The sequence below is a fragment of the Sinanaerobacter chloroacetimidivorans genome, from assembly GCF_018128545.1.
Lineage (GTDB): Bacteria > Bacillota > Clostridia > Peptostreptococcales > Anaerovoracaceae > Sinanaerobacter > Sinanaerobacter chloroacetimidivorans.
Genome location: NZ_JAGSND010000002.1, coordinates 1 through 25,735, shown reverse-complemented (window position 1 = coordinate 25,735; position 25,735 = coordinate 1). Strand labels below are relative to the sequence as shown.

The 25,735-nt window shown below is 44.0% G+C and carries 23 protein-coding genes and 1 riboswitch; of the genes, 18 read left to right on the top strand and 5 right to left on the bottom strand.

Annotation, left to right across the window (positions count from 1 at the left end):
- Positions 1-16 precede the first annotated feature (16 nt).
- The 10 genes from KCX82_RS03115 to KCX82_RS03070 all read left to right on the top strand — a co-directional run bounded on the left by KCX82_RS03115 (position 17) and on the right by KCX82_RS03070 (position 12,289).
- The gene (locus KCX82_RS03115; protein ID WP_227016991.1) at positions 17-763 is read left to right on the top strand and encodes an energy-coupling factor ABC transporter ATP-binding protein; all 747 of its coding nucleotides are present in this window, start codon (positions 17-19) and stop codon (positions 761-763) included.
- 83 nt (positions 764-846) lie between these two features.
- A complete protein-coding gene (larB, locus tag KCX82_RS03110; RefSeq protein ID WP_227016990.1) occupies positions 847-1,605 on the top strand; it encodes a nickel pincer cofactor biosynthesis protein LarB in 759 nt (252 codons plus the stop codon).
- A 36-nt stretch (positions 1,606-1,641) separates the two neighbouring features.
- Positions 1,642-3,012 (top strand): nickel pincer cofactor biosynthesis protein LarC, encoded by a 1,371-nt coding sequence (gene larC, locus KCX82_RS03105; protein ID WP_227016989.1) that lies wholly within the window; start codon positions 1,642-1,644, stop codon positions 3,010-3,012.
- A gap of 1 nt (position 3,013) precedes the next feature.
- Entirely contained in the window at positions 3,014-5,707 is a 2,694-nt protein-coding gene (locus KCX82_RS03100; RefSeq protein ID WP_227016988.1) for a valine--tRNA ligase, read from the top strand.
- Between the two features lie 11 nt (positions 5,708-5,718).
- A complete protein-coding gene (locus KCX82_RS03095; protein ID WP_227016987.1) occupies positions 5,719-7,020 on the top strand; it encodes a bifunctional folylpolyglutamate synthase/dihydrofolate synthase in 1,302 nt (433 codons plus the stop codon).
- Positions 7,007-7,921 carry a YegS/Rv2252/BmrU family lipid kinase gene (locus tag KCX82_RS03090; protein ID WP_227016986.1) on the top strand — a complete coding sequence of 305 codons (915 nt, stop codon included), beginning with the start codon at positions 7,007-7,009 and terminating at the stop codon, positions 7,919-7,921. Before KCX82_RS03095 ends, KCX82_RS03090 begins: the two co-directional genes overlap by 14 nt.
- Positions 7,915-8,637 (top strand): phosphopantothenoylcysteine decarboxylase domain-containing protein, encoded by a 723-nt coding sequence (locus tag KCX82_RS03085; protein WP_227016985.1) that lies wholly within the window; start codon positions 7,915-7,917, stop codon positions 8,635-8,637. The genes KCX82_RS03090 and KCX82_RS03085 overlap by 7 nt, the downstream gene beginning before the upstream one ends.
- Complete coding sequence (gene coaBC, locus KCX82_RS03080) at positions 8,634-9,173, top strand: bifunctional phosphopantothenoylcysteine decarboxylase/phosphopantothenate--cysteine ligase CoaBC (RefSeq protein ID WP_227016984.1); 540 nt, start codon at positions 8,634-8,636, stop codon at positions 9,171-9,173. Before KCX82_RS03085 ends, coaBC begins: the two co-directional genes overlap by 4 nt.
- Before the next feature lie 10 nt (positions 9,174-9,183).
- Positions 9,184-9,993 (top strand): ATP-dependent sacrificial sulfur transferase LarE, encoded by an 810-nt coding sequence (larE, locus tag KCX82_RS03075; RefSeq protein WP_227016983.1) that lies wholly within the window; start codon positions 9,184-9,186, stop codon positions 9,991-9,993.
- A 252-nt stretch (positions 9,994-10,245) separates the two neighbouring features.
- Positions 10,246-10,338: riboswitch (cyclic di-GMP riboswitch) on the top strand.
- Between the two features lie 253 nt (positions 10,339-10,591).
- Positions 10,592-12,289 carry a DUF7507 domain-containing protein gene (locus KCX82_RS03070; RefSeq protein WP_227016982.1) on the top strand — a complete coding sequence of 566 codons (1,698 nt, stop codon included), beginning with the start codon at positions 10,592-10,594 and terminating at the stop codon, positions 12,287-12,289.
- A gap of 129 nt (positions 12,290-12,418) precedes the next feature.
- Here the strand turns inward: KCX82_RS03070 and KCX82_RS03065 are convergent, their stop codons facing one another.
- From KCX82_RS03065 to KCX82_RS03050, 4 genes are all read right to left on the bottom strand, one after another.
- A complete protein-coding gene (locus KCX82_RS03065; RefSeq protein WP_264373181.1) occupies positions 12,419-12,964 on the bottom strand; it encodes a hydrolase in 546 nt (181 codons plus the stop codon).
- 52 nt (positions 12,965-13,016) lie between these two features.
- Entirely contained in the window at positions 13,017-14,054 is a 1,038-nt protein-coding gene (locus KCX82_RS03060) for an XdhC family protein (protein ID WP_227016980.1), read from the bottom strand.
- A gap of 154 nt (positions 14,055-14,208) precedes the next feature.
- Positions 14,209-15,159, bottom strand: a complete 951-nt coding sequence (locus KCX82_RS03055; RefSeq protein WP_227016979.1) for a DMT family transporter — start codon at positions 15,157-15,159, stop codon at positions 14,209-14,211.
- Between the two features lie 17 nt (positions 15,160-15,176).
- Complete coding sequence (locus tag KCX82_RS03050) at positions 15,177-16,031, bottom strand: helix-turn-helix domain-containing protein (RefSeq protein ID WP_227016978.1); 855 nt, start codon at positions 16,029-16,031, stop codon at positions 15,177-15,179.
- Positions 16,032-16,316: 285 nt separating this feature from the next.
- Here KCX82_RS03050 and KCX82_RS03045 point away from each other — a divergent pair, with 285 nt between their 5' ends.
- The 5 genes from KCX82_RS03045 (at position 16,317) to KCX82_RS03025 (ending at position 21,191) form a co-directional block, all read left to right on the top strand.
- On the top strand, positions 16,317-16,604 hold the full coding sequence (locus tag KCX82_RS03045; protein WP_227016977.1) for a putative quinol monooxygenase: 288 nt from the start codon (positions 16,317-16,319) through the stop codon (positions 16,602-16,604).
- Positions 16,605-16,676: 72 nt separating this feature from the next.
- Positions 16,677-17,435 carry a polysaccharide deacetylase family protein gene (locus KCX82_RS03040; protein WP_227016976.1) on the top strand — a complete coding sequence of 253 codons (759 nt, stop codon included), beginning with the start codon at positions 16,677-16,679 and terminating at the stop codon, positions 17,433-17,435.
- A gap of 267 nt (positions 17,436-17,702) precedes the next feature.
- Positions 17,703-18,215, top strand: a complete 513-nt coding sequence (locus tag KCX82_RS03035) for an NADH-quinone oxidoreductase subunit NuoE family protein (protein WP_227016975.1) — start codon at positions 17,703-17,705, stop codon at positions 18,213-18,215.
- The gene (locus tag KCX82_RS03030) at positions 18,184-19,470 is read left to right on the top strand and encodes a complex I 51 kDa subunit family protein (RefSeq protein WP_227016974.1); all 1,287 of its coding nucleotides are present in this window, start codon (positions 18,184-18,186) and stop codon (positions 19,468-19,470) included. The genes KCX82_RS03035 and KCX82_RS03030 overlap by 32 nt, the downstream gene beginning before the upstream one ends.
- Positions 19,467-21,191 carry an NADH-dependent [FeFe] hydrogenase, group A6 gene (locus KCX82_RS03025; protein WP_465250617.1) on the top strand — a complete coding sequence of 575 codons (1,725 nt, stop codon included), beginning with the start codon at positions 19,467-19,469 and terminating at the stop codon, positions 21,189-21,191. Before KCX82_RS03030 ends, KCX82_RS03025 begins: the two co-directional genes overlap by 4 nt.
- 73 nt (positions 21,192-21,264) lie before the next feature.
- Here the strand turns inward: KCX82_RS03025 and KCX82_RS03020 are convergent, their stop codons facing one another.
- Entirely contained in the window at positions 21,265-22,437 is a 1,173-nt protein-coding gene (locus KCX82_RS03020; protein ID WP_227016973.1) for a MalY/PatB family protein, read from the bottom strand.
- Positions 22,438-22,753: 316 nt separating this feature from the next.
- Between KCX82_RS03020 and cysK the strand changes: the two genes are divergently transcribed.
- The 3 genes from cysK (at position 22,754) to KCX82_RS03005 (ending at position 25,552) form a co-directional block, all read left to right on the top strand.
- Complete coding sequence (cysK, locus tag KCX82_RS03015) at positions 22,754-23,686, top strand: cysteine synthase A (RefSeq protein WP_227016972.1); 933 nt, start codon at positions 22,754-22,756, stop codon at positions 23,684-23,686.
- 210 nt (positions 23,687-23,896) lie between these two features.
- A complete protein-coding gene (locus tag KCX82_RS03010) occupies positions 23,897-24,655 on the top strand; it encodes a tRNA threonylcarbamoyladenosine dehydratase (RefSeq protein WP_227016971.1) in 759 nt (252 codons plus the stop codon).
- Positions 24,656-24,925: 270 nt separating this feature from the next.
- On the top strand, positions 24,926-25,552 hold the full coding sequence (locus KCX82_RS03005; protein ID WP_227016970.1) for a single-stranded DNA-binding protein: 627 nt from the start codon (positions 24,926-24,928) through the stop codon (positions 25,550-25,552).
- The last annotated feature ends 183 nt before the right edge of the window (positions 25,553-25,735 follow it).

Sequence of the window (25,735 nt, the reverse complement as noted above, 5' to 3'; positions counted from 1 at the left end):
GAAGGGGGAAGTTAAATTGATTCGATTACAAGATGTAGGCTTTGCATATCCAGATGGGAATCAGGCTTTAGATCAAATTTGCTTAAATATTGATAAAGGCAGCACGGTAGCTATTGTAGGAGCTAACGGTGCAGGCAAATCCACGCTGCTTTCGCTCCTGGTAGGGATCCAAATGCCGAAAGAGGGAACGATAACAATTAATGATTTGGTTTTAAATAAAAGCAATTTGGACAAAATCAGACGAATGGTGGGATTTGTCTTTCAGAATCCGGATGATCAGTTGTTTATGTCCAGGGTTTCCGAAGATATCGCTTTCGGTCCAAGAAACTATGGCTGCAGTGCGGATGAAACGGAACGGCGCGTGAAAGAGACGGCAGAGCTCCTTCAAATTGAGCATCTTCTGGACAGAGCGCCGTATAAATTATCCGGCGGGGAAAAGAGAAGTGCGGCAGTGGCTGCGACTTTGGCTGTGAAGCCGGAGGTTGTATTGCTGGATGAGCCGAGTTCCTTTCTGGATCCAAGGGGCAGGCGCAATTTGATTCGGCTGCTGGGAGAGCTTTCGCTTACGAAGGTTATCGCCACCCACGATCTGGATCTGGTACTGGACCTATGTGCCAGAGTGGTTATTTTAAAGAAAGGTTCCGTATTTGCAGATGGCAGCCCCTATAAACTCTTTCGCAATGAGGAACTTATGGAGGAATGCGGGCTGGAGGTGCCTTTGAGTCTTCAAAGGCAGCTTGATGCAAAGAATCCGCAAACATAGATAAACTTTGACAATTCCTTATTTTTCATATAAAATTTCTTGAGTAGCAATCTACAAATGAAGAAACCTTTTAGGAGTTTATTATGGATCAATCCTATTTGAAAAATATCCTGAATATGGTGGCCAAAGGCGAAAAAATGCCGGATGAGGCCCTGGAACTATTAAAAAATCTTCCTTATGAAGAATTAGGCTTTGCGAAGATTGATCAGCACAGGAACCTCAGAACCGGCTATCCGGAAGCTATTTTTTGCCAAGGAAAAACACCGGAACAGGTAGTCGCCATCGTTGAGAAGATGATGCGGAGTAATACCAACATTATGGCTACCAGAGCATCTCAAGAGACGTATGAACTCGTGAAGCAGATGGTTCCGGATGCAGTTTACCATGAGGCAGCCAGGATCATCGTCATAAAAAGAAAAGAGCTTGTTGTAAGAGATCACTATATAGCTGTGGTTTCTGCCGGAACTGCAGATATTCCCGTTGCTGAGGAGGCCGCTGTTACGGCGGAAACCATCGGCAACCGGGTGGAGCGGATTTACGATGTTGGCGTTGCAGGAATTCACAGGCTTTTTGCCCGCTTGGACCTGATTCGCGCTGCAAACGTAATCATAGTAGTTGCAGGTATGGAAGGCGCTTTAGCCAGCGTAGTCGGAGGCTTGGTGGACAAGCCGGTGATTGCGGTGCCTACCAGTGTCGGATACGGCACCAGCTTCGGAGGAATCTCCGCACTGCTGACCATGCTGAACAGCTGTGCATCAGGGGTAGGGGTCGTAAATATTGATAACGGCTTTGGAGCCGGATATCTTGCATCCAACATTAATAAATTAGGGTATGCTGAATAACGGGGAAACCCGGTTTTCATAGATAGAGGATTAAAGATGGAAAGAATATTATATTTTGATTGCTTTGCCGGAATTAGCGGTGATATGAGTATCGGCGCCTTGATCGATTTAGGTCTGTCTCCGGAAACCGTCATTTCGGAAATTAATAAACTGGGGATCGATGGCTATCAGATCGAGATCCGGAAAATGAATCGATATTCCATTTCGGGTACCGATGTGAAAGTGACTCTCACCAGCGGCCACAGTCATGAGCATCTGCAGGGCCACAGCCATGACCAGCTGCAGGATCACAGCCACAACCAGCTGCAGGATCACAGCCATGACCATCTGCAGGGCCACAGCCATGACCACGACCATCCCCACACCCACGAACATATTCATTCCGGGCATCATGAACATGATGAAAGAGAACGAAGTCTTTCGGATATTACCCGGATTATCCAGGCCAGTACCATAAGTGAAAAAGCCAAGGCTTTGTCCATAGCCATTTTTACGGAAATTGCAAAAGCAGAAGCAAAGGTCCACGGCAAGACCATAGAAGAGGTGCATTTCCATGAAGTAGGCGCCATTGACTCCATCGTGGATATCGTAGGGGCTGCAGTCTGCATTGATATGCTTCAGGTGGACAGAGTTTACTGTTCTCCGGTGCATGAAGGGCAGGGTTTTGTCAACTGCAGACATGGAAGGCTCCCCATACCGGTACCGGCGGTGATCCAGATGCTTCAGGGAAGCGGCATTTCCATCGTTACCGAGGATATTCAAGCGGAACTTGTAACACCTACCGGCTTCGGCATCCTGAAAACGGTTTCGGAAAGCTGCGGCAAGATGCCGGAAATGGCCATTGAAGGAGTCGGATATGGCTTCGGTAAAACAGAGACAGGCAGATTAAATGCCCTGAGGGTGGTGCTTGGAACGACAAAGTCAAAGGCAGATTCGCAGCAGGAGAATCCGCACCCGGCGGGATTTGAAAATCCTGAGATCAGCTGGGATACAGTAAGCCTGCTGGAAACCAATATTGATGACAGTACAGGAGAAACACTGGGGTATACCATGAAACTGCTTATGGATGCAGGTGCATTGGATGTGTTTTTTACCCCTATTTATATGAAGAAAAACAGACCGGCCTATATGCTTTCACTTTTGTCTAAAAGTGCCGATGTAAACAAGCTTTCCCAATGTATCTTTCGGGAAACTTCAAGTATTGGCATTCGAGTCAGGGAAATCCGCCGGATCACATTAAACCGGGAAATCAAAACGGTAAAAACAGAGCTTGGTGAAATCAGAGTCAAGTCGGTTACGGTCTCAGGGCTGGAGCGAATCCAGCCGGAATACGAAGATTGTGCAAGACTTGCAAGAGAAAATCATCTGTCACTGAATGAAGTTTATGAGATAGTAAAGAGGAGATAACATGGAGAAGAATTTAGCAAAGACATACAATCCGAAAGATTTTGAGGATCGAATTTATGAAATGTGGGAAAAGAACCATGCTTTTAAAGCGGAAATAGACGAAACCAAGAAACCATTCACCATCGTCATGCCGCCTCCAAATATAACGGGTCAGCTTCATATGGGTCATGCTCTCGATCAGACTCTGCAGGATGTTCTGACAAGATGGAAGAGAATGCAGGGCTTCAGTGCCCTTTGGCTGCCCGGTACGGATCATGCCAGCATTGCCACGGAAGTAAAGGTGGCGGATAAAATCAGAGCGGAAGAGGGGAAAACCAAGGAAGAACTGGGAAGAGAAGAATTCCTGAAACGTGCCTGGGAATGGAAACACACCTATGGCAGCAAGATCACCCAGCAGGTGAGAAAGTTGGGCAATTCCTGCGATTGGGACCGAGAGCGTTTCACCATGGATGAAGGCTGCAACAAGGCTGTAATCGACACCTTTATAAAACTGTATGAAAAAGGCCTTATCTATCGGGGAAACAGGCTGATCAACTGGTGCCCAAGCTGCGGAACCTCACTTTCCGATGCCGAGGTGGAACATGAGGACAAGTCCGGAAAGTACTACTATTTCAGATATCCCGGTGCTGATGGCGGTGAGGGAATCACCGTTGCCACTTCAAGACCGGAAACCATGTTCGGCGATGTAGCCATCGCAGTGCATCCCGATGATGAAAGATACAAGGATCTTGTAGGTAAAATGGTTGTTCTGCCACTGGTGGGAAGAGAAATTCCCGTTATTGCAGACCAGTATCCGGATCCTGAAAAAGGAACAGGAGCCGTTAAGATCACGCCGGCTCATGATCCCAACGATTTTGAAGTGGGAGAAAGACATCAGCTGGAAAGTCTGTCCTGTATCAATGCAGACGCTACAATGAACAAACTGGCAGGCAAATATGAGGGTATGGACCGCTTTGAGTGCAGAAAAGCATGGGTGAAGGATCTGGAAGATGCCGGATACCTTGTAAAAATAGAAGAAAAAGTAATTCCTATCGGCGGATGCTATCGCTGCGATACTGTTATCGAACCGATGCTCTCCGACCAATGGTTCGTAAAAATGTATGATCTGGCTCAGCCTGCCATACAGGCGGCAAAGACCAAGGATCTCATCCACGTGCCCGAGCGTTTCGAGAAGATTTACTTGCATTGGCTGGAAAATATAAGAGACTGGTGTATCTCAAGACAGCTATGGTGGGGACACAGAATTCCTGCCTACTATTGTCAGGATTGTGGCGAAATGGTGGTTTCAGCCACTGCTCCACAGCGATGCCCGAAGTGTCAAAGCACCCATATCAAACAGGACGAGGACGTTCTTGATACCTGGTTTAGCTCTGCACTATGGCCTTTTTCTACGTTAGGATGGCCGGAAGAAACAGAAGATTTGAAGTATTTCTTCCCGACGGATGTTCTGGTAACCGGTTATGACATCATTTTCTTCTGGGTAGTCAGAATGGTATTCTCCAGTTTGGAACTGATGGGCGAGGTGCCTTTTAAATACGTCTATGTTCACGGTCTTGTAAGAGATGCGGAAGGCCGCAAAATGAGCAAATCTCTGGGCAATGGCGTTGATCCTCTGGAAGTAATCGATCAATTTGGAGCAGACGCTTTACGCTTTATGCTCATGACCGGTATTACACCCGGAAATGACATGAGATTTAAAACCGATAAGCTGGAGTCCTCCAGAAACTTTGCCAACAAGCTTTGGAATGCTTCACGGTTTGTGATCATGAACCTTCAGGATGAAGAGGGCAATATGAAGCCTCTGGCGGAGGGGAAAGAACTGGATCAGCTTGCATTAAAAGATGAGGATAAATGGATTCTATCCAGAGTTAACGCAGCTGTCAAGGAAGTGACGGCGAATATGGATAAGTTTGAACTTTCTCTGGCTGCTCAGAAAGTATATGAGCTGATCTGGAATGAATACTGCGATTGGTATATCGAATTGGTAAAAGGCAGATTGTACGGAGATGATGAAGCGGATAAACAGATTGCCCGTACGGTACTGGTAAGAGCGCTGAAGGACATGCTGAAGCTGCTGCATCCTTATATGCCTTTCATAACTGAGGAGATCTGGGGCTTCCTGCCAAAGAATACAGAGTCTGACAATCAGGAAGGTTTCCTGATCAAGGAAAGCTGGCCGGTATACAGGGAAGCCTATGAATTCACAGAAGAAGTAAGAAGGCTGGAACTGGCTATGGAAGCCATTCGAAGCATCCGTAATATCAGAGCGGAAGCGGAGGCAGCTCCGTCCAGAAAGCTGAGTGCCGTTATCCTGTCATCCGGCAGGGAAATGGATGATATCAAAGCCGGTGAAAGATTCATCAAGAGTCTGGCTGGGATTACGGAAATCACCTTTATTACGGAGAAGTCTCAGGTACCGGAAGAAGTCATGTCCGCAGTGATACAAAATGCGGAAATCTATATACCTTTGGATGACCTGGTAGATTACAAGGCGGAACTGGAGCGGCTCCAGAAAGAAAAAATCAGACTCACCGGAGAAGTGGCAAGGGTAAAAGGGAAGCTTTCCAATGAAGGCTTTGTGAGCAAAGCTCCGGAGAAGGTCATTCAGGAAGAAAAGGATAAATTGGCAAAATATGAAGATATGCTGGTGAAGATCTCCGACAGACTGGTCTTGGTAGAGAAAAAAGTGAAATAAGGATAAATAACATGACATACGAGGAAGCAATTGAAAAGATTCATAGTTTTCAGAAGTTTGGCAGCAAGCTTGGACTGGAAAGAATGACTCGGCTTATGGAGCTTTTGGGGAATCCGCAGGACAGGATGAAGATCATTCATGTTGCCGGTACCAATGGAAAAGGCTCCGTATGCCGGTATCTGTATTCTGTATTGCAGGAGAACGGTTATCGGGCAGGCCTGTATACGTCTCCTTATCTGCAGCGGTTTACAGAAAGAATTGAATACAACGGCAGTGAAATTTCCGGAGAAGATCTGGCCGCCTGTACGGAAGCGGTACTGGAAAAAGTATCGCAGATGCTTTCGGAGGGCATGGACTCTCCTACGGAATTTGAACTGATTACCGCTATCGGCTTTGCCTATTTTGCCAGAAAAGAGATCGATTTTCTTATTCTGGAGGTTGGATTGGGAGGAACAGGAGATTCCACCAATATCATGAAGAATCCCGTTGCATCTGTCATTACCTCAATCTCCTTTGATCATATGGAATATTTAGGCAATACTTTGGAGAAAATAGCAACACAAAAGGCCGGCATCATAAAATCCAACGTACCTGTCATTTTTAACGTTTCAGACTCGGGAGCCGCCCGTGCAATACTGGATATTGCCGGAGAAAAAGGCAGCAAGAGCTACCCGGTTTCTTCAATACAGCCTGAAAATATTGTGAAGACCGTGGATGGTTATACCTTTGATGTAAGGATTGCGGAAGAAGATTATCGCAATCTTTCCATTTCTATGATCGGAATGCATCAGGTAGGCAATGCAATTTGTGCTTTGTCGGTAATTGAAGTCTTAAAAAATGAGAATATAATATGTGTTGATAAGGAAAGAATTTATACGGGCATGAAGAAAGCCAGACAAACCGGAAGATTGGAAGTCCTGAGAAAAGATCCTTATGTGATTATTGACGGGGCCCATAACGAAGCCGGAGTTGAGGCCCTGGGGGCTGCGCTGAAGGAGCATTTCACAGGAAAAAAAATTTTAATGGTTATCGGGATGCTTGCAGACAAGAAAATAGACAAGCTGGTAGAAAAATTCAGCCTCATCACGGATGACTTTATTGCCACGGAACCAGACAACCCAAGAAAGCTTTCTGCAAATGAACTTTGCAGACATGTACAAAAGGCTGGAAATCATTGCATTGCAATACCGAATCCTGAAAATGCCTGTCAGGTGGTTGCAGAACGGCTTTCACGCTACGATGTGGCAGTATTTGCCGGATCGCTGTATTTAATCGGAAAGGTGAGGGATCTGTTGAAAAATGAAGAAGAATAAGGTGTTATTGTTCTATAATCCAAACGCTGGAAACGGACTCTTTAAAAATAACCTGGATTTAATCATAGAAAAGTTTCAGAAGAAAAGACTTTTTGTAGTTCCTGTCAGAGCAGACCGTAAGGGCATTCTCAACGAGGTGCTGAAGGATCTCAATCCCAAGGAATACAAAAAGATTATTGCGGCAGGCGGTGACGGAACCATCAATATTGTGGTGAATGCCATGCTGAATCATAAGATTGATTTGCCGCTGGCCATATTCCCTTCGGGAACAGCCAATGATTTCGCTTATTATTTTGATCTTCCTCATGATATTGAAAGCATGATGCGGATCGCTTTGGACGAGAATTATACCTACACGGATATCGGCAAAGTCAACGACAAATATTTTATCAATGTTGCGGCCATGGGTTTTCTTGTGGATGTGAGTCAAAAGACAGACCCCAATGTGAAAAACACGCTGGGAGTCATCTCTTATTACCTGAAGGGGGTACAGGAAATACCCAATATCAAGCCGATTCCTGTAAAAATCACCAGCGATGAATACAGCTCAGAGGATAGAATTTATTTTATGCTGGTCATGAATGGACGCTCCGCAGGCGGGTTTAAAAGAATCGCGCCAAAGGCAGAAGTCAATGACGGTTTGCTGGATGTGATGCTGTTTAAAGAAATGCCGATTATAGAATTGCCGCCTTTACTGTTTAATGTTATGACAGGCCAGCATCATGAAAATAAAAACGTGGTCTTCTTCCAAACAAAGAAACTGCGCGTAGAATCCGATCAATTTGTAAGCACCGATGTGGATGGTGAAAAGGGTGCCGAATTTCCGCTGGACATTCAAATATTACCGAAAAAATTAAAAATCAATACACTTTATAATAATATGGAGGGATCCAGGTGGTAAGAAATATTCTGATCACTGCAGGGGGAACCAGTGAAAAAATAGACGAAGTAAGAGTCATTTCCAATTTCGCGACGGGAAAGCTCGGTTTGGCCGTTGCCAAAGCATTTCTCGAAAATGAAAGCATGGAAATCGGTAAAATCTATTACCTTTGTGACAAAAGCACCCATGCACCCAGCCATGAAAAAGTTGAGGTCGTAAGAGTATCCGGCACCCAAGGACTTTTGGATGCACTAAAACAAATTCTAAGTGAAAATAAAATCGATGCGGTGATACACTCCATGGCGGTAAGTGATTACTCCGTAAGAGGTGTCACCACTCTTGAAGAGATCCAAAACAATGGCGGAGAAGTGCATCCCGGATTCATAGAGGGGAAAATCAGCTCCGATATCGACGACCTGGTGATCCTCTTAAAAAGAACTCCAAAGGTAATCGGAGAAATCAAAAAACTGCAGGAAGGCAGCCTTTTAGTTGGTTTCAAGCTCCTTACCAATGTAGAAAAGAAAGTCTTGATCGATACCGCCTGCCGGCTGCTTGAAAAAAACCGCTGTGATTTTGTTCTCGCCAATGATTTAACACAAATTGAAGGGGACAAGCATATCGGCTATCTGATTTCTGCTGACGGGGAGTATGAAACGTTCAGTACGAAACAGCAGATTGCTGAGGGAATCGTAAATAGCATCGATGAAAAACTCAGGGAAAGGAGTCACGGCCTATGAAAAATGTTTTATTATGTGTAACAGGAAGCATCGCTGCCTATAAAGCTGCAGACATCGCCAACAGACTGACAAAGGACGGCTACCACGTAGAAGCGGTGATGACCGAAAGTGCCCAGGAACTGATTACTCCTTTGACCTTTCGTACATTGACGAAAAACAGGGTGTATTCCAATATGTTTCAGGAATATGAGCCTGATAAGGTAGAGCATATATCCCTTGCCAAAAAAACAGACTTGTGCCTCATCGCACCTGCCACCGCCAACATCATTGGAAAAATTGCCAATGGAATTGCAGATGATATGGTTACTACCGTCGTCATGGCTTTGAAGGACGTTCCGGTTTATATTTGCCCTGCCATGAACACCAACATGTATGAAAATCCTATCGTTCAGAGAAATATCAAAACGCTTTCCGAACTGGGATACTACTTTATAGAACCGAAATCCAGCTATTTGGCCTGCGGTGATCTGGGAAAGGGAGCTCTGGCCGATGTGGAGCTCATCGTAGAAACCGTGGAACAGCATCTGAAAAAGTAAAGGAAGAAGTATGAACAATATACAAGAGAAATATAACAATTTAAAAGAATACCTGAAGAGCCTCGGCAGTGTTGCCGTAGCATTTTCCAGCGGGGTGGATTCCACTTTTCTACTGAAGACAGCTCAGGAGGTGCTCGGGGATCAGGTTGTGGCAGTTACCGCACGTTCCTGCAGCTTTCCGGAACGGGAGCTGAAGGAAGCCATGGACTTTACAAAGAACCATGGTATCGAACATATCATTGTGGATTCGGAGGAACTGGATATCGAAGGATTTTCACAAAATCCGGTAAATCGCTGCTATTTATGCAAAAGTGAACTATTTACAAAGATCAGGCAGGTGGCAGCGGAAAAAGGGCTGAAGGAGGTCATCGAGGGCTCCAACATGGATGATATGGGGGATTACCGTCCCGGCCTTGAGGCTATCCGTGAATTAGAAATCAAAAGTCCTCTTCGATATGCCGATTTAAATAAGGATGAAATCCGTCAGTTATCGAAAGAAATGGGCCTTCCCACCTGGGAGAAGCAGTCCTTTGCCTGCCTTTCTTCAAGATTTCCTTATGGAGAAAGCATTACTCCGGAGAAGCTCAAAATGGTGGATGAAGCAGAACAACTGCTGCTGGATCTGGGCTTTCGTCAGGTTCGGGTACGCCATCATGATACGCTTGCAAGAATTGAAGTTGCTGAAGCGGAAATCGAAAAGATCATGGAAAGGGAGACCCGTTACAGAATCCATGAGGAATTGAAAAAGATCGGTTTTACTTATGTCGCTCTGGATATGATGGGATATCGTACCGGAAGCATGAATGAGACATTGAAATAATGTAACTAGAAAGAGAACAGATGATGAAGGATGCACACAAGTGCATCTTTTTTTAGCTGACCGTTGGTTTTCTCTGGAAGTGGAGAAGCGATTTTTCATGATAGAAATACAGTGACTAGTAATATAGAAATACAATGATTAGTAATAAAGATATTGGGTACAATCTCCTTATAAAGAAATTGAAAAAAATAAAAACCGACCCCATTTTTTATTAAGTGCTTAACGAAGTAGTTAAATATATCTAAATTAGAAATATTGAAACGGCAAACCTCTCGAAAGGTAGGGACGCAAAGCCAGGAACCTTAATCAGTCTTAAAAAACTGAAATGGTTGTCCGGCTGCCACATATTTCATTACCATATTCTTCTATACGGAGAGTGGAGAAATGAAACATGATGGCTTTTTTTATTGGACAAAATTATATCATATCTCCGCATCTCTAAAAAATAAACTTGGAGGTGATAAGGGCTACCCATTTGAACGAAAGATGGTTCAGACATGTTCTTTACCATAAAACGAAAGGAAAACCTTGCATATTTCGAGGGACGTAATAATTCTGTCAAATAAGTGTGTCTGAAAAAGAAAGAGAGGTGTATAAAATGAGAAAAAAATATAAGGTAATAATTGCATTCCTATTAACAATTCTTTTAGCTTTTAGTTCCGCGGCAATGGTATTTGCTGAAGAAACAGGTGAAGGTGAACTACAGGAATTAGATGAACAAATACAGCGTACAAGTGAAGGATTACAGCCTGATGGTGAAGAACTACAAAACCTGAGCTTCGAAGTACAGTCAGTTATTGGAAATACTTCTGTTCATTTTATGGATGGATTAAGTGAAACGATTACCGACGTTGTTGTATATTTTGGAAATGATACAATAACTTTGACAAAAGGTAGTGGCAACGTTTGGGATGGCTCTGATTCAAAGGATTACATTCTATCGCAGCTTACAAAAGTTGTCGTTACTTTTAGTGAATATGGTGATATAACATATCAAGGCAGTGATCTTGGCCCGCAAGGTCATGGAATAGTAGAACCAATGGAGTATTCTGCAGAAGGTTCCGGGTCTATAAATCTTTGGCTAAATAGTATATTAAATCTTGACCCTGAAGTGAGTTTAGTTAAGTCCGTTGACCAAAGTATAGTTAACTCCAAAAGCTTTGAAGTAATCTATACCTTTACGGTATTAAATTCAGGTGAGACAGACCTGAAGGCAGTAGTTTTGAAAGATGAGCTCCTCGGGATAGATATTAACATTGGAAAACTTGTGAAAGGTGCTGGTTACACCACTCAAGTTGCATTCAATCTAAGTAATCTTAGCGAAGATCGTTGGGATGAAGATAACACATTTACAAATACAGCAGAAGTTTCGGGAAAATATGGAAAGGTAACGGTATCAGATTCATACCAGGCTACAGTCACTTATAATCCTGAATATATAGCCCCTGGCAAACTTAGAATCATAAAGAATGTACCAAATGTAACCGATTCAGCTGTTTACTTTAACTTCAACGTATATAATGCTGAAAACAATGTCGTTGCAACGGGCTCTGCAGCCGAGGTTGATAGCCTGTTGATTCAGGATTTGGAACCAGGAACTTATGTTGTTGAAGAAGAATCCGCATCAGGATATGAAACACTAATAACGACACAAGAAGCCATTGTTGTATCGGGAAATATTAAAGAGGTAACTTTTGTAAACACACTGATCATAAATAATCCGGATACAAGTGAAGCGGCAATACAAATTGTAAAAGATGTGGCCCCTGCTACTGTAAATTCAAAATCAGCCAGCGTAACCTACACGTTTAAGATAACAAACAATGGGGATTATGATTTTGACAAAGTGATACTGTCAGATCCACAGATTGGTATTTATGAAGATATTGGAAGCCTAGCAGCAGAAGCAACTACTTCAAAATCAATTACTTTTAATTTAGGGTTGCTTGGAACATCCAATTACGGAAGCTGGAATGGAAATACATTTACTAATACAGCTACAGCCACAGGCTATTATGGTCAGGAGTCGATAAGTGATGATGATCCTGCAACGGTTACTTACAGCAGCGGCGGCACCGACAATACCCCTAACAAATACAGAGGAACCGTAACTGTTCAGGATGAGGAAACACCTGCAGCACCTGTACCCGAAACGGTAATTCCGGTATTGGATGAAGAGATTCCCGCAGCACCGCTGCCGAAGACCGGCGGTTTTCCGGCACTGGCACTCTATGGAATCGGAGCCTTACTGGCAGCCGGAGGGGCTGGACTGAAATACCGGGCAAGAAGCAAATAATATACCTGAATTTTAAATAAGCTTTTTATAACGAAAGAACCACTGGACTAACCTCCAGTGGTTCAAATTTTAATCTTTTTATATTCTGGAACTTCTATGATTTTCTAATTCTGTATTTCTTTGTTTTTATTATTCTTCAACTGTTCTCATGGCTAAGATGGTCTGTTCAATCAGGTAATCCAAATCCCAGCCTAACATTTCGGCGCCTTTTTGGATAACCTCTCTGGAGCAGCCGGCGGCAAAGCTTGGAGTCTTAAATTTCTTTTTGACAGATTTCAATTCCAGGTCGGATACGCTTTTTGAGGGTCTCATCAGGGCTACAGCCCCGATCAAACCGGTCAGTTCGTCCGTTGCGTAGAGGACTTTTTCCATTTCATGCTCGGGTTTCACGTCCACCGTAATTCCATATCCATGGCTCACCGTTGCATGGATGATTTTTTCGTCTATGCTGCGCGCTCTCATGATTTCTTCCTGCTTGATGCAGTGCTGATCCGGATACATGCCAAAATCCAGATCGTGGAGAAGGCCCACAATTCCCCAGAAATCCGCTTCTTCTTCGTAACCCAAAAGCTTTGCAAAATACTTCATGGTACCTTCTACAATGGTGGCATGCTTTAGATGAAACGGATCTTTATTATATTCATTTAAAAGCTCCCATGCTTCTTCTCTTGTCATTTTCTGCACATCCTTTCAATTCTTTGCTCCCCTATTTACTTTGTTTGTTTGATTACTGATGGGAGATCATATCTTCAATCAAGACCTTCATGATACCGCCGCATACCATGCCTTCACTTTCTGCCACATCTCCAGTGAGATCAATGGTTTTGATTTCATGTTTTCCCGTACCGATAATAGACATGGCATCCCAGATGACTGCCGCCTCGCTGCACCCGCCCCCAATACTGCCGGAAATGCTCCGGTCGGGATACACGATCATCTTTGCCCCGGCCCCTCTGGGTACGGAGCCTTTTGTAGAGATGACGGTTACGATAGAACAGGTATCCGTCTTTTGACTGCCGATGGTATGCAATACATTCAGATCGATTTCGGATCGGTTGATGGATCCCTTGTCCTTATTTCCGAGACGTTTTCTGCCGATGACTTCAGCCAGTATGGAAATGGAGATTTCCTCCGGTGTAATTGCCCCGATAGGCAGTCCGATGGGTGTGCAGATCCTGCCGATCCGTTCCTGATCAAAACCTTCCTCTGCCAGAAGCTGTTTGATTCCATTTACCCGATGCTTGGATCCAATCATTCCGAGATATACGGTTTCCTTCTGTGACAAAATTTTTCTGAGACACAGAGCATCGTGCTTATGGCCTCTGGTGATCACCACCACATAATCATACTCCGTGAGTTTTAAAAGATCAAAACAGTCATCAAAGGTTTCGCAGATCACCTGATCGGCAAGGGGAAACCGTTCCTTGTTCGCAAAAGAAGGACGATCGTCCGCTACTGTGACGGAAAAACCCGTCTTGGCAGCAAACTCAACCAAGGGCAGCGCAATATGACCGCCCCCCAGAATGATTAACCGTTCCTTGGGATAAAAAGGTTCCACCAGGATAGTTCTGTTATCCTGCTCTACGGTAAGAGGATATCCCTTCTGGAAAGCCTGGGCTGCCGCCAGAGTAAGCTCCTGATCTGCCTGCGCTTCATCGAGAATCTTTTTTTCAAGACTGCCCCCGGATTGGGGAATATAGGTCAGCAAGGCTGTTTTCTCACCCTGCTCCAGCTTTTTTTCTATTTCCTGATATAATTTCTTCATACCTGCACCGCTTTCTGCCTTTTTCGATTTATGCACTTTTTATTTGAATAATAGAAATCTAAACTTATCAGATCTTTGTAGTATAAATTATAGGACGGAACCTAATATTTGTCAAATATGGCTTCTCCGAGGCAGCACTGACGAGCAAATAAAATCATAGATCCAGATCTTCTTCCAGCACAGCCTTAGGCTGTTCTTGGGATGTATCCGGGGATGTTCTCTGCGGTGTTCTCTGGGACAAATACAGCCCGGCTAGCGTAAGTACAACACCGGCACAGGCAACCGGAGTGATTGTTTCCCGTAAAATCAGTGCAGAGGCAGCGATAGTGATAACCGGTATGACATAGATGTATAAGCTGGTTTTCACCGCGCCAAGAACCCCTAAGGTCCAGTTCCAGCTGACAAAACAAAGGGCTGATGCACCTAAGCCAAGAAACAGCAGATTCAAGAGATTGGGCAGTTCTGCGAATTGGCGGAACTCCGGATCAAAGTCCAGAAAAAACAGACAGGGCGTCATCAGGATCAGTCCGTAGAAGAAGACCCTTCTGGTACAGCCGATGGAATTTTGGCCCAGATCACTGATTTTTCTCATAAGAATGGAATAAACAGACCAGACCAATGCCGCCAAAGTGGCAAGAAGGTCGCCTATCGGATTCAGCTTCAAAATATAACTTCCGTTTAAAACAATCAGGATAACACCAGTAATGGCTATGATAAATCCTATTATAAAGGAGGTACGCATGGATTCTCCTTCTAAAAGAAAATGGGCTAATATCGCAGTGAATAAAGGAGAAACGGAAACAATCACGCCGACGTTAGAGGCAAGCGTATAAGTCAATGCAATGTTTTCCATCAGAAAATATAATGTGACACCGCATAATCCGGCGGATAGAAAAAGGGCTTCCTCTTTGATCCCCTTTGTTTTGATACGATGAGGATATACCATCAATAATGCGAAATATCCCATAACAAATCGTGTCACCAGAATTTCAACCGGAGTAAAATCAATCAGCAATATCTTTGTTGAAATAAATGTAGTTCCCCAAATAAGAATGGTAATCAATGCCGCCAGGTGACCGGCAGCTGTTCTATGTTTTTCCAGCATAAATAACCTCCAGTTTGCTAAATATTTTTCCCCTTATCTGCAAATATCTTTCTGTATTGATTCGGTGTAATACCGATAAGCCTTTTGAAATAGTTGGTAAAATGACTCTGATCTGAAAAACCGGTCTGGTATGCTACTTCAATGGAAGGCATATCTTTCTCCAGCAGTTTCTTTGCATTTTCTATTCTTACTGTTTCAAGGTAGCAGTAGGGAGATATGCCCATCTCTTTTGTAAAAGAACGCAGAAGATGATATTTACTTAAGCCTGCCAGAGAGCTTAGATCCGACAGAGATATGGTTTTGGCGTAATTTTTTTCAAGATATTCACAGAGACTTCTGACAATCGTTGAAGGCTCTGCCGCTGCTGAATTCTGTGAAATAGAGTAGGCAAAAGGATCGGCATATTCTGTAATCAATTGTTCCAGCAGAAAATAGTACCGCTCCTCTTTCTTAAAATCCCTTTCCCCTTCCATAATCATAAGATGCAGCTCTCTCAAAGAGGAGGCTATTTCACTATGGTAAATCACGTTTTGAGTAAAACGGGGGAGCGTTTCTTCTCCGGTGATTTCCATGACCGATTGCCGCATCGTTTCCGGTTGGATATTGATGCAGCGGTAGTCCAGCGTTTTTCCGCTCACCGGTTCGCAGGTATGGGTATCCCGAGGATGAAATATCACGACATCACCTGAATTGACCTGATACTCCTGCTGATTGCATAAAAGATACCGGCTGCCTTTTTCTATAAAGCCGATGACATAATAATCATGAAAATGATTGGGGAATTTCTGCATAATGCCTTCAAAATGGTAAGCATCTATATTCAAATCCTGATCATAACACACGGTTCGGACTTCATTTCTTTTGTTTTTCATTGAAACGGACTCCCTTCCTAACAGTTGACTTAAGAATAGCATAAATAAGGAAACCGGTTCTTGCATGATATTGCGCATGTAAGAGTTTCTTTTTCATTTCTAATCTCAGTATAAAGCATCTTACCGCAAGTCACAACAAAGACAGGGCGGAATAAAGGCCGGGTATTGTAAATTTTATGTGGATAGAGTACACTATTAGAAAATCATAACTATAATAAGGCCAATTTACAATGGCAGCGCAGCAGCAAACATTGTAAGACCGCCAACTGATAAGGAGAATTTTACATGATATATGTAGTGGCAAAAAATTATATTCGGGAAGAGAAAGTCAATGATTTTATGACTTTGGCTAAAAAGCTTGTGGAAGATACAAACAGCAAAGATGCGGGTTGTATACGATATCAGCTCTATCAGGATATAAACAACCCAACGGTTTTCACTTTTATAGAGGAATGGGAAAGCATGGAGCTGCTGAACCGGCATATGGAAGCAGATCATTTTAAAGAAATCGTTCCGCAGCTGGCGGCTATGTCGGAAAAGCCGGAAGATGTTAATATCTTACAGCAAATATAAGTAATAATAGCCAAGCGTCCGAATAAACTGTAACGATAACGTCTTTCTGACGTCTTTATGGGGGTGCATAAGGTGAGATTTCATGAAAAATATAGAGTGTTTCTGAAAGGTGCTGCCATTTTTATAGCTTTCGCAGTGGTTCTAACGGCAGGATCAAGCTTTCTGGGTTTTCATACCGTATTTGGAGAGGGCAAAAAGCTGCCCATTTATTCGGTAGATACAACAGAAAAAAAGGTGGCCATCAGTTTTGACGCAGCTTGGGGCAATGAGCATACAAAGCCGATCTTGGATATTCTTGACCAGTATGGTGTAAAGACTACCTTTTTCCTGGTAGAGTTCTGGGTGGATAAATTCCCCGAAGATGTATTAGAAATTCATAAAAGGGGTCATGAGATCGGAAACCATTCTTCCAGCCATCCCAATATGTCAAAACTGTCTTCGGGAGAAATCGTAAAGGAATTGAAGGGCCCGGAAGAGAAAATTGCAGCGATTACAGGAGTGAGACCAACGGTTTTCCGTCCTCCCTTCGGCGCCTATAGCAATGGCCTGATTGAGACCTGCGAAGCCAGCGGATATTATGTGATTCAGTGGGATGTAGACAGTCTGGACTGGAAGGATATCTCCGCCGAGCAGATCGTTGAACGGGTAACCCGGAATGTAAAACCCGGTTCCATCGTTCTTTTCCACAACAACGCGGAACATGTGGAGCAGTACTTGCCGCTGGTCATTCAGAAGCTTCAGGCAGATGGGTATCAGATCGTTCCCGTAGGCCAGTTGATTATGAAAGAAAATTATCATATGGATCATGCGGGAAAACAGGTTGCAAATTAATAAAATCAAGACCCACTCATGCAGGTCATGCATCGGAGTGGGTTTTTTTATTTCAGGTATTTCTTTTGCCTATTGATAAATTATTAATATATCAAATTCCATCCCGTTAATTTAATGACAACGTTGAAATTCAGCCATTTAACTTCTTGTTTAAACTTTCACAAATTATTTATTATGAAAAAAAGTTTAAAAAATAACAATTATTGACAAATGAAATTCTATCCCATAAAATGATCCTCATAAATAACGACGGAGGAGATTTACGGTATGAATTTAAGTCAGATAAATGAGATTGCCTTTGAGGCGGATGACCGATATCCGCCGCTGCTTCAGGTGCTTCTTGCAGTTCAGGATGAAAACCCAAATCACTATATCAGTGAAAGTGCAGTGGGTGAAATCGCCAGAGCCTTGCACGTTACCAGAGGCAGAGTTTATTCCACTGCATCCTTTTACAGCGAAATTTCTCTTACGCCAAGGGGGAGAAATATCATTAGAGTCTGTATCAACGCCCCCTGTGAAAATGCAGGGAAAAAAGAAATTCTGGAAGCGTTAAAGGAAATCCTTGGGATTACCATCGGAGAAACTACCGATGACGGAGAATTTACCATGGAAAGCGTGAATTGTCTGGGTGCCTGTTACATGTCGCCGGCGATTAAAATCAATGATCAGATCTTTGGTGATTTGACAAGGGAGGATTTGCCGGGGATTATTCAGAAATTCCGTAAAGAAAGAAAGGAGGAAGAAGAACATGCTACAGGAGAATCATCAATTGATTTTTAATATCAAAATGGATGAATACGTCGGCCTTGCCTTGTATCAGCAAAGAAACGGATACAGGGCGCTGGCAAAAGTACTGAGTGGTTCCGAAGAAGAGTCCCTGGCTGAACTTAAGGATGCTGAACTCCGAGGCCGTGGAGGAGCGGCTTTCCCTACAGGGCAAAAAATTCAAAATGTCCGTCAAGATAAGGAGCGGGAGCGCTATATCATCTGCAATGCTGATGAAGGGGAACCGGGCACCTTTAAGGATCGTTTTGTCATGACCCACCTGCCTTTCCAGCTGTTGGAAGGGATCACCATTGCCGCCTATCTGGCCGGAGCTTCAAAAGGCTATATTTACGTACGCCATGAGTACCCTGAGGTTCAGAAAAAACTGAGAGAAAGCATCCGACAGGCAATGGATGCCGGTTTTCTGGGGAAAAACATTATGGGAAGCGGATATGATCTGGAGCTTAAAATTTTCTCGGGAGCCGGAAGTTATCTGTGCGGTGAGGAAACAGCTCTTCTTTCCTCTATCGAGGGGAAAAAGGGAAGACCGAGATTGAAGCCTCCTTATCCAACCGAGCAGGGGCTTTGGGGAAAACCAACCCTGATCCAAAACGTGGAAACCTTGTCCAATATACCGGTGATTATACATAAAGGGTCCAGGTGGTATCAAAGGATCGGCACGGAGTCAAGCCGGGGAACGAAACTGATCTCCCTTTCCGGAGATGTGCGAAGAAAAGGGGTTTTCGAAGTGCCTTTCGGCACCACCTTTAAAGAAATTATTGAGATCTACGGTGGGGGTACACTTCCCGGGCGATTTATCAAGGCGGTGAATATCGGAGGGGCTTCCGGTGTCCTGGTCCCTGAATCCATGCTGAGCATCCCCCTGGATTACGATAAATGCAGAAATGCCGGGATCACCATCGGTTCCGGAGCTATTTTTGTGCTGGATGATACCAGATCTATCCTGGAGAACGTGCAGAACCGGGTGAGATTTTTTCTGCATGAAAGCTGCGGAAAGTGCACGCCTTGCAGAGAGGGCCTGCGGCAGGCGGAAATTTTTATAAGAAGGATTCTTGCGGGCGAAGCAAGAATGGAAGATGTATCCACTTTAAAGAGATATACCCGTGCCATTCAGCAGGCTTCCTTCTGCGGCCTGGGTCAGGCGGCAGGAAACAGTCTGGCCTCATCTCTGAATTATTATCAGAATGAATACCTGGAGTGCTGCGTGGATTGGAATGCGGAGGAATATTTTGAGGAGGTGGTAAGTTGAAGAAGCTGGTTAAGATGATGATCAATGGCAGACAGGTTGAGGTGGAACAGGGCATTACCATTATGGAAGCTGCAAAACAATGCGGAATCTATATCCCAAGCTTATGTCACCATCCCGATCAAAGTGTGAAAGCAAACTGCCGGATCTGTTCGGTAGAGCTGGGAGGGAGCAGGAATCTGGTCACTGCATGTTCCACAAAGGTGCAGGAAGGCATGGAAATTCAGACCAATACGGCCAGGGTAAGAGAAACGGTCCGGACTATTCTGGAGCTTATCTTTGCGGATCACCCCCAGGATTGCCTGACCTGTATCCGAAACGGAAACTGCGAGCTGCGGAAGCTGGCAGCCAGATTTGGCATCAGTGATATCAAAGGGGAAAAAGTGCTGGAGGATATGCCTTTGGACCGATCCACCGCATCACTGGTGAGAAATCCCAACAAATGCATCAAATGCGGAAGATGTGCGGAGGTCTGTCACCGGATCCAGCAGGTAGGAATTCTCTATACCCATAACAGAAGCATTGATGTCTGTATTTCACCGGAATACGGGAAGGAACTGACAGATGTGGATTGCGTGCTCTGCGGACAATGCGCCATCTCCTGTCCCGTAGGAGCCATTCATGAAAAAGACGACACGGACCTAGTCTGGAGAGCCATCGCTGACAGTAGACAGCATGTGATCGTACAGATCGCACCTGCGGTCAGGGTTTCCGTTGCAGAGGAATATGATCTGCCGGCGGGGAGCATCTCTACGGGAAAAATGATAGCTGCTGCCAGAAGTCTGGGATTTGACAGAGTCTTTGACACCAATTTTGCGGCGGACCTTACCATCATGGAAGAAGGTAATGAGCTTCTTGGAAGGATTCAAAAGGGAGGCGTGCTGCCCATGCTTACCTCCTGCAGCCCGGGATGGATCAACTATATTGAGAAATATTATCCAGAACTCCTTGCCCATGTTTCCTCCTGCAAATCCCCTCAGCAGATGTTCGGAGCTATTGCAAAAACATATTATTCTCAGATAACAGGAATACCGGCGGAAAATATTACCGTGGTTTCCATTATGCCATGCACTGCAAAGAAGCATGAAGCGGCAAGACCTGAAATGAATGCAAGCGGGTACCGGGATGTGGATATCGTATTAACCACCCGGGAATTCGCCCGGATGCTGAAGCATGACGGGATTGACTTTACCCTTCTGGACGACAGCGACTTTGATTCCCCGCTCGGCTGTTCCACAGGAGCGGCCGCCATCTTTGGTGCTTCCGGAGGCGTTATGGAAGCTGCTCTGCGGACCGTTTACGAAGTCGTAACCGGAGAGACCCTGGAAAAATTAGAGTTTACCGATCTCCGGGGAATGGAAGGAATGAAGACCGCCTCCCTGAAGCTTGGGACGGAAAACGTAAAGGTAGCCATCGTTCATGGTCTGGCTCAGGCAAAGAAGGTTATGGAAATGATCAAGGCCGGCCAGGCAGAGTATACCTTCATAGAGGTAATGTGCTGTCCAGGAGGCTGTATCGGAGGAGGGGGCCAGCCCTATGGCACCAACCATGAGGTAAAGCAAAAAAGAATGGGATCCTTATATCAAATAGATAGGCACCTACCGATACGAAAATCCCATGAAAATCCGGATATAAAAGAACTGTACGACAAATTCCTGGGGCAGCCCTTGGGCGGAAAATCCCATCAGCTGCTTCATACGAAATATGGAGGGGCTTCTTTCTAATTTAGAGCAGCCCATTTACTAGCTCTCTTATTATGCATCCTATTCACTTTATGCATTCTATTCACTCGCTCACTTATGATTTTACTGCATGCCTGAGTTGATTCATGGCCTTTTCCAAGGTACTTCTCGGGCATGCAATATTTATGCGCTGAAAACCCTTTCCTTCCGGCCCGAACATAGTGCCCCTGTCCAGCCATAGCTTCGCTTTTCCTACGATGAGATCTTCAAGTTCCTCCTCGGAAAGTCCAAGGGCCTGAAAATCCAGCCAGAGCAGATAAGTTCCTTCAGGTTGAACCAATCGAATCTCAGGCAGCTCCTTTTGTAAAAATTCCTTTACATAGGTTACATTCTTCATCAGATAGCTTTTCAGCTCTTCAAGCCAGGGGCGTCCTTCCGTGTAAGCGGCATAACAGGCCGTAAGACCCAGGGTGTTCAACTGGCTGTAGCCGGTACGATAGATTTCTTTCCGAAAGGAATCCCGCAGCTCTTTATTGCTGATAAAGATATTGGACACCTGCAATCCGGCAAGGTTGAAGGTCTTGCTTGGCGCCGTACAGGTCACGCAATTCTGTGAGAATTCAGGCTTCAGATCAGCAAATACGGTATGAACAAACCCAGGGTAAACAAAATCGGCATGGATCTCGTCGGATACGACGATAACATTGTATTTCAGGCAAATATCTCCCATTCGGGCCAGTTCTTCACGGCTCCATACACGTCCCACCGGATTATGTGGGTTGCAAAGAATAAATAACCTGACATCATTGCTTTTGATCTTCCTTTCAAAGTCCTCAAAGTCAACGGAGTAGCTTCCGTCTCGGTAGACCAGCGGATTATTAACCAGCACCCTGTCGTTGTCCAAAATGGAATGACTGAAAGGATAGTACACCGGACGCTGTATTAAGATACGGTCTCCCGGCCTCGTATAGGCACGGATGGCAGTACAGATGGCATAAACGACACCGGGGGTTTTCACCAGCCAGCGCCGTTCCAATTCCCAGTTGAAATAGTTGTGATACCAGCTTTGCAAGCTTTGAAAGTACGGCATTTTTACTTCGGAATAACCGAAAATGCCATGGCTGCTGGCATTGATCAAGGCTTCGGTAACGGCAGGGGGTGTGCGGAAATCCATATCCGCTACCCATAAAGGGATCAGATCCTCCGGCATACCCCTTTCTGATGCAAAATCATATTTAATAGAATTGGTATTACTTCTGTCTATAATCTCGTCAAATTGATGATCCATATTTCTAATCTCCTAACGATAAGCATATACTAAGAGAATGTTCTGTAAAACAACACTCCGTATCCTATTGTTTGTGACTTTTTTTGTTATCTTATTATGAAATTATTCTATATAAATCAGAAGGATAAGTCAATAACCTTTAATTCATATAGGAAAAGTATGAAAAAAATTAAAAAAGTTGTTGACAAATAAAAAGAAAGGAATATAATAGGATTATAAAGAAATTCATAGTAATTTGGTATGAAAACTATGAATGAAAAAGACACAGCGTTTTTAAAATTTAAAATATCAGAGATTAGAAAAGGAGAATGGAACTATGGCAAAGGTTTATAAAAGTTTAACAGAACTGATCGGAAGAACCCCATTATTGGAGTTGACCAATTATGAAGCAAAGCACGAGTTGAAAGCAAAGCTTATCGCTAAGCTGGAATATTTTAATCCGGCAGGAAGCGTAAAAGATAGAATTGCGAAAGCAATGATTGATGATGCGGAAGCAAAAGGTCTGATCAAGGAAGGTGCGGTCATTATCGAGCCTACAAGCGGAAATACAGGAATCGGTTTAGCATCCGTTGCAGCCGCCAGAGGCTACAGAACTATCCTGACGATGCCTGAAACGATGAGCATTGAGAGAAGAAATCTTTTAAAGGCTTATGGTGCCGAACTTGTACTGACAGAGGGTGCAAAGGGCATGAAGGGCGCTATTGAAAAAGCCAAAGAGCTGGCAGAGCAAACCCCGAATTCCTTTATTCCGGGGCAGTTCAACAATCCGGCCAACCCAACCGTTCACAGAGAAACCACCGGTCCGGAAATCTGGGAGGATACAGATGGCCAGGTTGATATCTTTGTAGCCGGAATCGGAACCGGAGGAACTGTCACAGGGGTAGGGGAGTATCTGAAATCCCAAAATCCAAATGTGAAAATCATTGCGGTTGAACCGGCGGCATCACCGGTATTATCCAAGGGAACCCCAGGACCACACAAGATCCAGGGTATCGGCGCAGGATTTGTACCGGAAATTTTGAATACTTCGATTTACGATGAAATCTATACCGTAGAGAATGAAGAAGCCTTTGAAACCGGAAAAGAGCTTTCCAAGGTTGAAGGACTGCTGATCGGGATTTCATCAGGAGCAGCTGCATTCGCAGCTACGCAGATTGCGAAACGTCCGGAAAACGAAGGAAAAACCATTGTGGTACTTCTTCCTGACACCGGTGAAAGATATCTGTCAACGCCATTATTTGCTGAATAAGATATTTTGAAAAAACGTTGCAACTCCTCAGTTTAAGATATATAATATGCGATATCCACTTCTGTTTCGAAGTGGATATTGTATTGCAGAGAATTATGTTGTAAAGAATAATACCGTAAAGAATATTGCTAAGAATTAGGTTGTAATGAATCATGTTGTTAAAGAATTGGGTTATAGAGAATTGTGTTTCGGAAACGGAGGAATATAGAATTGCTAAATGAGTTTTCAAGAACAGAACTGCTGCTTGGAGCAAAAGGTATGGATAGGCTTCAGCAGGCCAGAGTAGCGGTCTTTGGAATTGGCGGTGTCGGAACGTTTACGGTGGAAGCTCTGGTAAGGAGCGGAGTTGGGGCCATCGATCTTTTCGATGATGATAAAGTCTGCCTTACCAATATCAACCGCCAGCTTATTGCTACGAGGAAAACGGTGGGACAAAAAAAGGTGGAAATGATGCGAGATCGGATTTTGGAAATCAATCCAAAGGTTGAAGTGACTGCGCATGAAACTTTTTATTCTGCTGAAAATGCTGATGAATTCGATTTGACAAAGTATGATTACATTGTGGATGCCATCGATACGGTTTCTTCGAAGCTGGTTTTAATAGAAAGAGCAAAAGAAAACAACGTTCCTATAATCAGTTGCATGGGAGCCGGAAACAAGCTGGATCCCACAAAATTTGAAGTGGCGGATATTTATAAGACAACCATGTGTCCTCTGGCTAAAGTAATGCGGTTTGAACTGCGAAAAAGAGGAATTAAAAACCTGAAGGTTGTCTATTCCAAGGAACCGCCGCTTAAGCCTATTGAAAGTGAGGAAAACAGCTGCAAAACCAATTGCATTTGTCCGCCTGATACCAAGAGAAAATGTACCGTCCGCAGACAAGTTCCGGGAAGTATTGCCTTCGTGCCTTCCGTTGCAGGATTGATTCTTGCCGGAGAAGTCATCAAGGATCTCACGATCAATCAATAGAAAAACAAAATCATTGAAAATCAGAAAGCCAAACCGGCATGAAAATTCCAAAAATAGAATCATAGAAAACGGACTTTTGTCCGTTTTTTTCTTTTTCCGTCATAAAATAAAATTGATGCCCAATTATGTCAGAGACTTTCCCAGCTCAACGCGAAAAATATGTAATATCGCAAATATTGGTGAATAAACTATAGAGATCGGTTTCTTATGCATGAGCAAAAGGATAATAGAAGGGACGGCAACCTTTAAAAGATAAAAGGGGGAAAAGTGATGGAAGGTATGGAAGAAAAGGGATTTGAAACAAACAGCGCAATTTTGATAGGGATCGTATTAACACAACCGGTGGTCAGTCATAAATCCTATGGAGAAACATTCTACTGCTTTTCTATAGGGGTGGATCGGAAGAGCGGCTATCGGGACATGATACAAATCATCGTATCTGAAAGGCTGATTTGGAATGTAGAGCTTGGAACCGGCAGTCTGGTTGAAGTCCTGGGGCAGATCAGGACCTACAATGAGGAACAGGACGGAAGAAATAAACTCAACGTAGTGGTTTTTGCCCGGGAATTCAAATTGATTACCGAGGATCCTTTCCCTGCCCATGAAAATAAAATCAATCTGGAAGGATTCATCTGTAAAAAGCCCATTGGCAGAATCTCCCCGCTGGGTCGTGAAATCTGCGATATTATGTTGGCTGTCAATAGAATGTATAACAAATCCGATTACATACCATGCATTGCCTGGGGAAGAAACGCAGGCTATGCGGCAAACCTTGCAGTGGGAACGAAAATTATCATCACCGGCAGAATACAAAGCAGAGAGTACCGGAAACGGGATGAAGAAGGCAATGTGGAAACGAAGATCGCTTATGAAGTATCTATTCTCAAGCTGGAATAAACGACAGGTTGATTAAGAACTCTCAGGAATCATCAAGAATAATAGTAATGAGTTGAAAATAGAGTCATCATGGTAATGACCCATTATGTAAAGAACTGCTTGGAAGTGAAGTGCACCCCAAATGTTGGATGAAAAATCTAGCTTTTGGAGGTGTACTTTTTTATGACTAAATTCAGTAAAGAA

What these genes read in the sequence shown, in the direction of transcription:
- KCX82_RS03100 (WP_227016988.1), top strand. Translation starts at nt 3,014, where the DNA reads ATGGAGAAGAATTTAGCAAAGACATACAATCCGAAAGATTTTGAGGAT.
- KCX82_RS03065 (WP_264373181.1), bottom strand. Translation starts at nt 12,964, where the DNA reads ATGACAAGAGAAGAAGCATGGGAGCTTTTAAATGAATATAATAAAGAT.
- KCX82_RS03090 (WP_227016986.1), top strand. Translation starts at nt 7,007, where the DNA reads ATGAAGAAGAATAAGGTGTTATTGTTCTATAATCCAAACGCTGGAAAC.
- KCX82_RS03060 (WP_227016980.1), bottom strand. Translation starts at nt 14,054, where the DNA reads ATGAAGAAATTATATCAGGAAATAGAAAAAAAGCTGGAGCAGGGTGAG.
- larC (WP_227016989.1), top strand. Translation starts at nt 1,642, where the DNA reads ATGGAAAGAATATTATATTTTGATTGCTTTGCCGGAATTAGCGGTGAT.
- larE (WP_227016983.1), top strand. Translation starts at nt 9,184, where the DNA reads ATGAACAATATACAAGAGAAATATAACAATTTAAAAGAATACCTGAAG.
- KCX82_RS03030 (WP_227016974.1), top strand. Translation starts at nt 18,184, where the DNA reads ATGCTACAGGAGAATCATCAATTGATTTTTAATATCAAAATGGATGAA.
- coaBC (WP_227016984.1), top strand. Translation starts at nt 8,634, where the DNA reads ATGAAAAATGTTTTATTATGTGTAACAGGAAGCATCGCTGCCTATAAA.
- KCX82_RS03005 (WP_227016970.1), top strand. Translation starts at nt 24,926, where the DNA reads ATGGAAGGTATGGAAGAAAAGGGATTTGAAACAAACAGCGCAATTTTG.
- KCX82_RS03095 (WP_227016987.1), top strand. Translation starts at nt 5,719, where the DNA reads ATGACATACGAGGAAGCAATTGAAAAGATTCATAGTTTTCAGAAGTTT.
- KCX82_RS03055 (WP_227016979.1), bottom strand. Translation starts at nt 15,159, where the DNA reads ATGCTGGAAAAACATAGAACAGCTGCCGGTCACCTGGCGGCATTGATT.
- KCX82_RS03050 (WP_227016978.1), bottom strand. Translation starts at nt 16,031, where the DNA reads ATGAAAAACAAAAGAAATGAAGTCCGAACCGTGTGTTATGATCAGGAT.
- larB (WP_227016990.1), top strand. Translation starts at nt 847, where the DNA reads ATGGATCAATCCTATTTGAAAAATATCCTGAATATGGTGGCCAAAGGC.
- KCX82_RS03035 (WP_227016975.1), top strand. Translation starts at nt 17,703, where the DNA reads ATGAATTTAAGTCAGATAAATGAGATTGCCTTTGAGGCGGATGACCGA.
- KCX82_RS03020 (WP_227016973.1), bottom strand. Translation starts at nt 22,437, where the DNA reads ATGGATCATCAATTTGACGAGATTATAGACAGAAGTAATACCAATTCT.
- KCX82_RS03045 (WP_227016977.1), top strand. Translation starts at nt 16,317, where the DNA reads ATGATATATGTAGTGGCAAAAAATTATATTCGGGAAGAGAAAGTCAAT.
- cysK (WP_227016972.1), top strand. Translation starts at nt 22,754, where the DNA reads ATGGCAAAGGTTTATAAAAGTTTAACAGAACTGATCGGAAGAACCCCA.
- KCX82_RS03070 (WP_227016982.1), top strand. Translation starts at nt 10,592, where the DNA reads ATGAGAAAAAAATATAAGGTAATAATTGCATTCCTATTAACAATTCTT.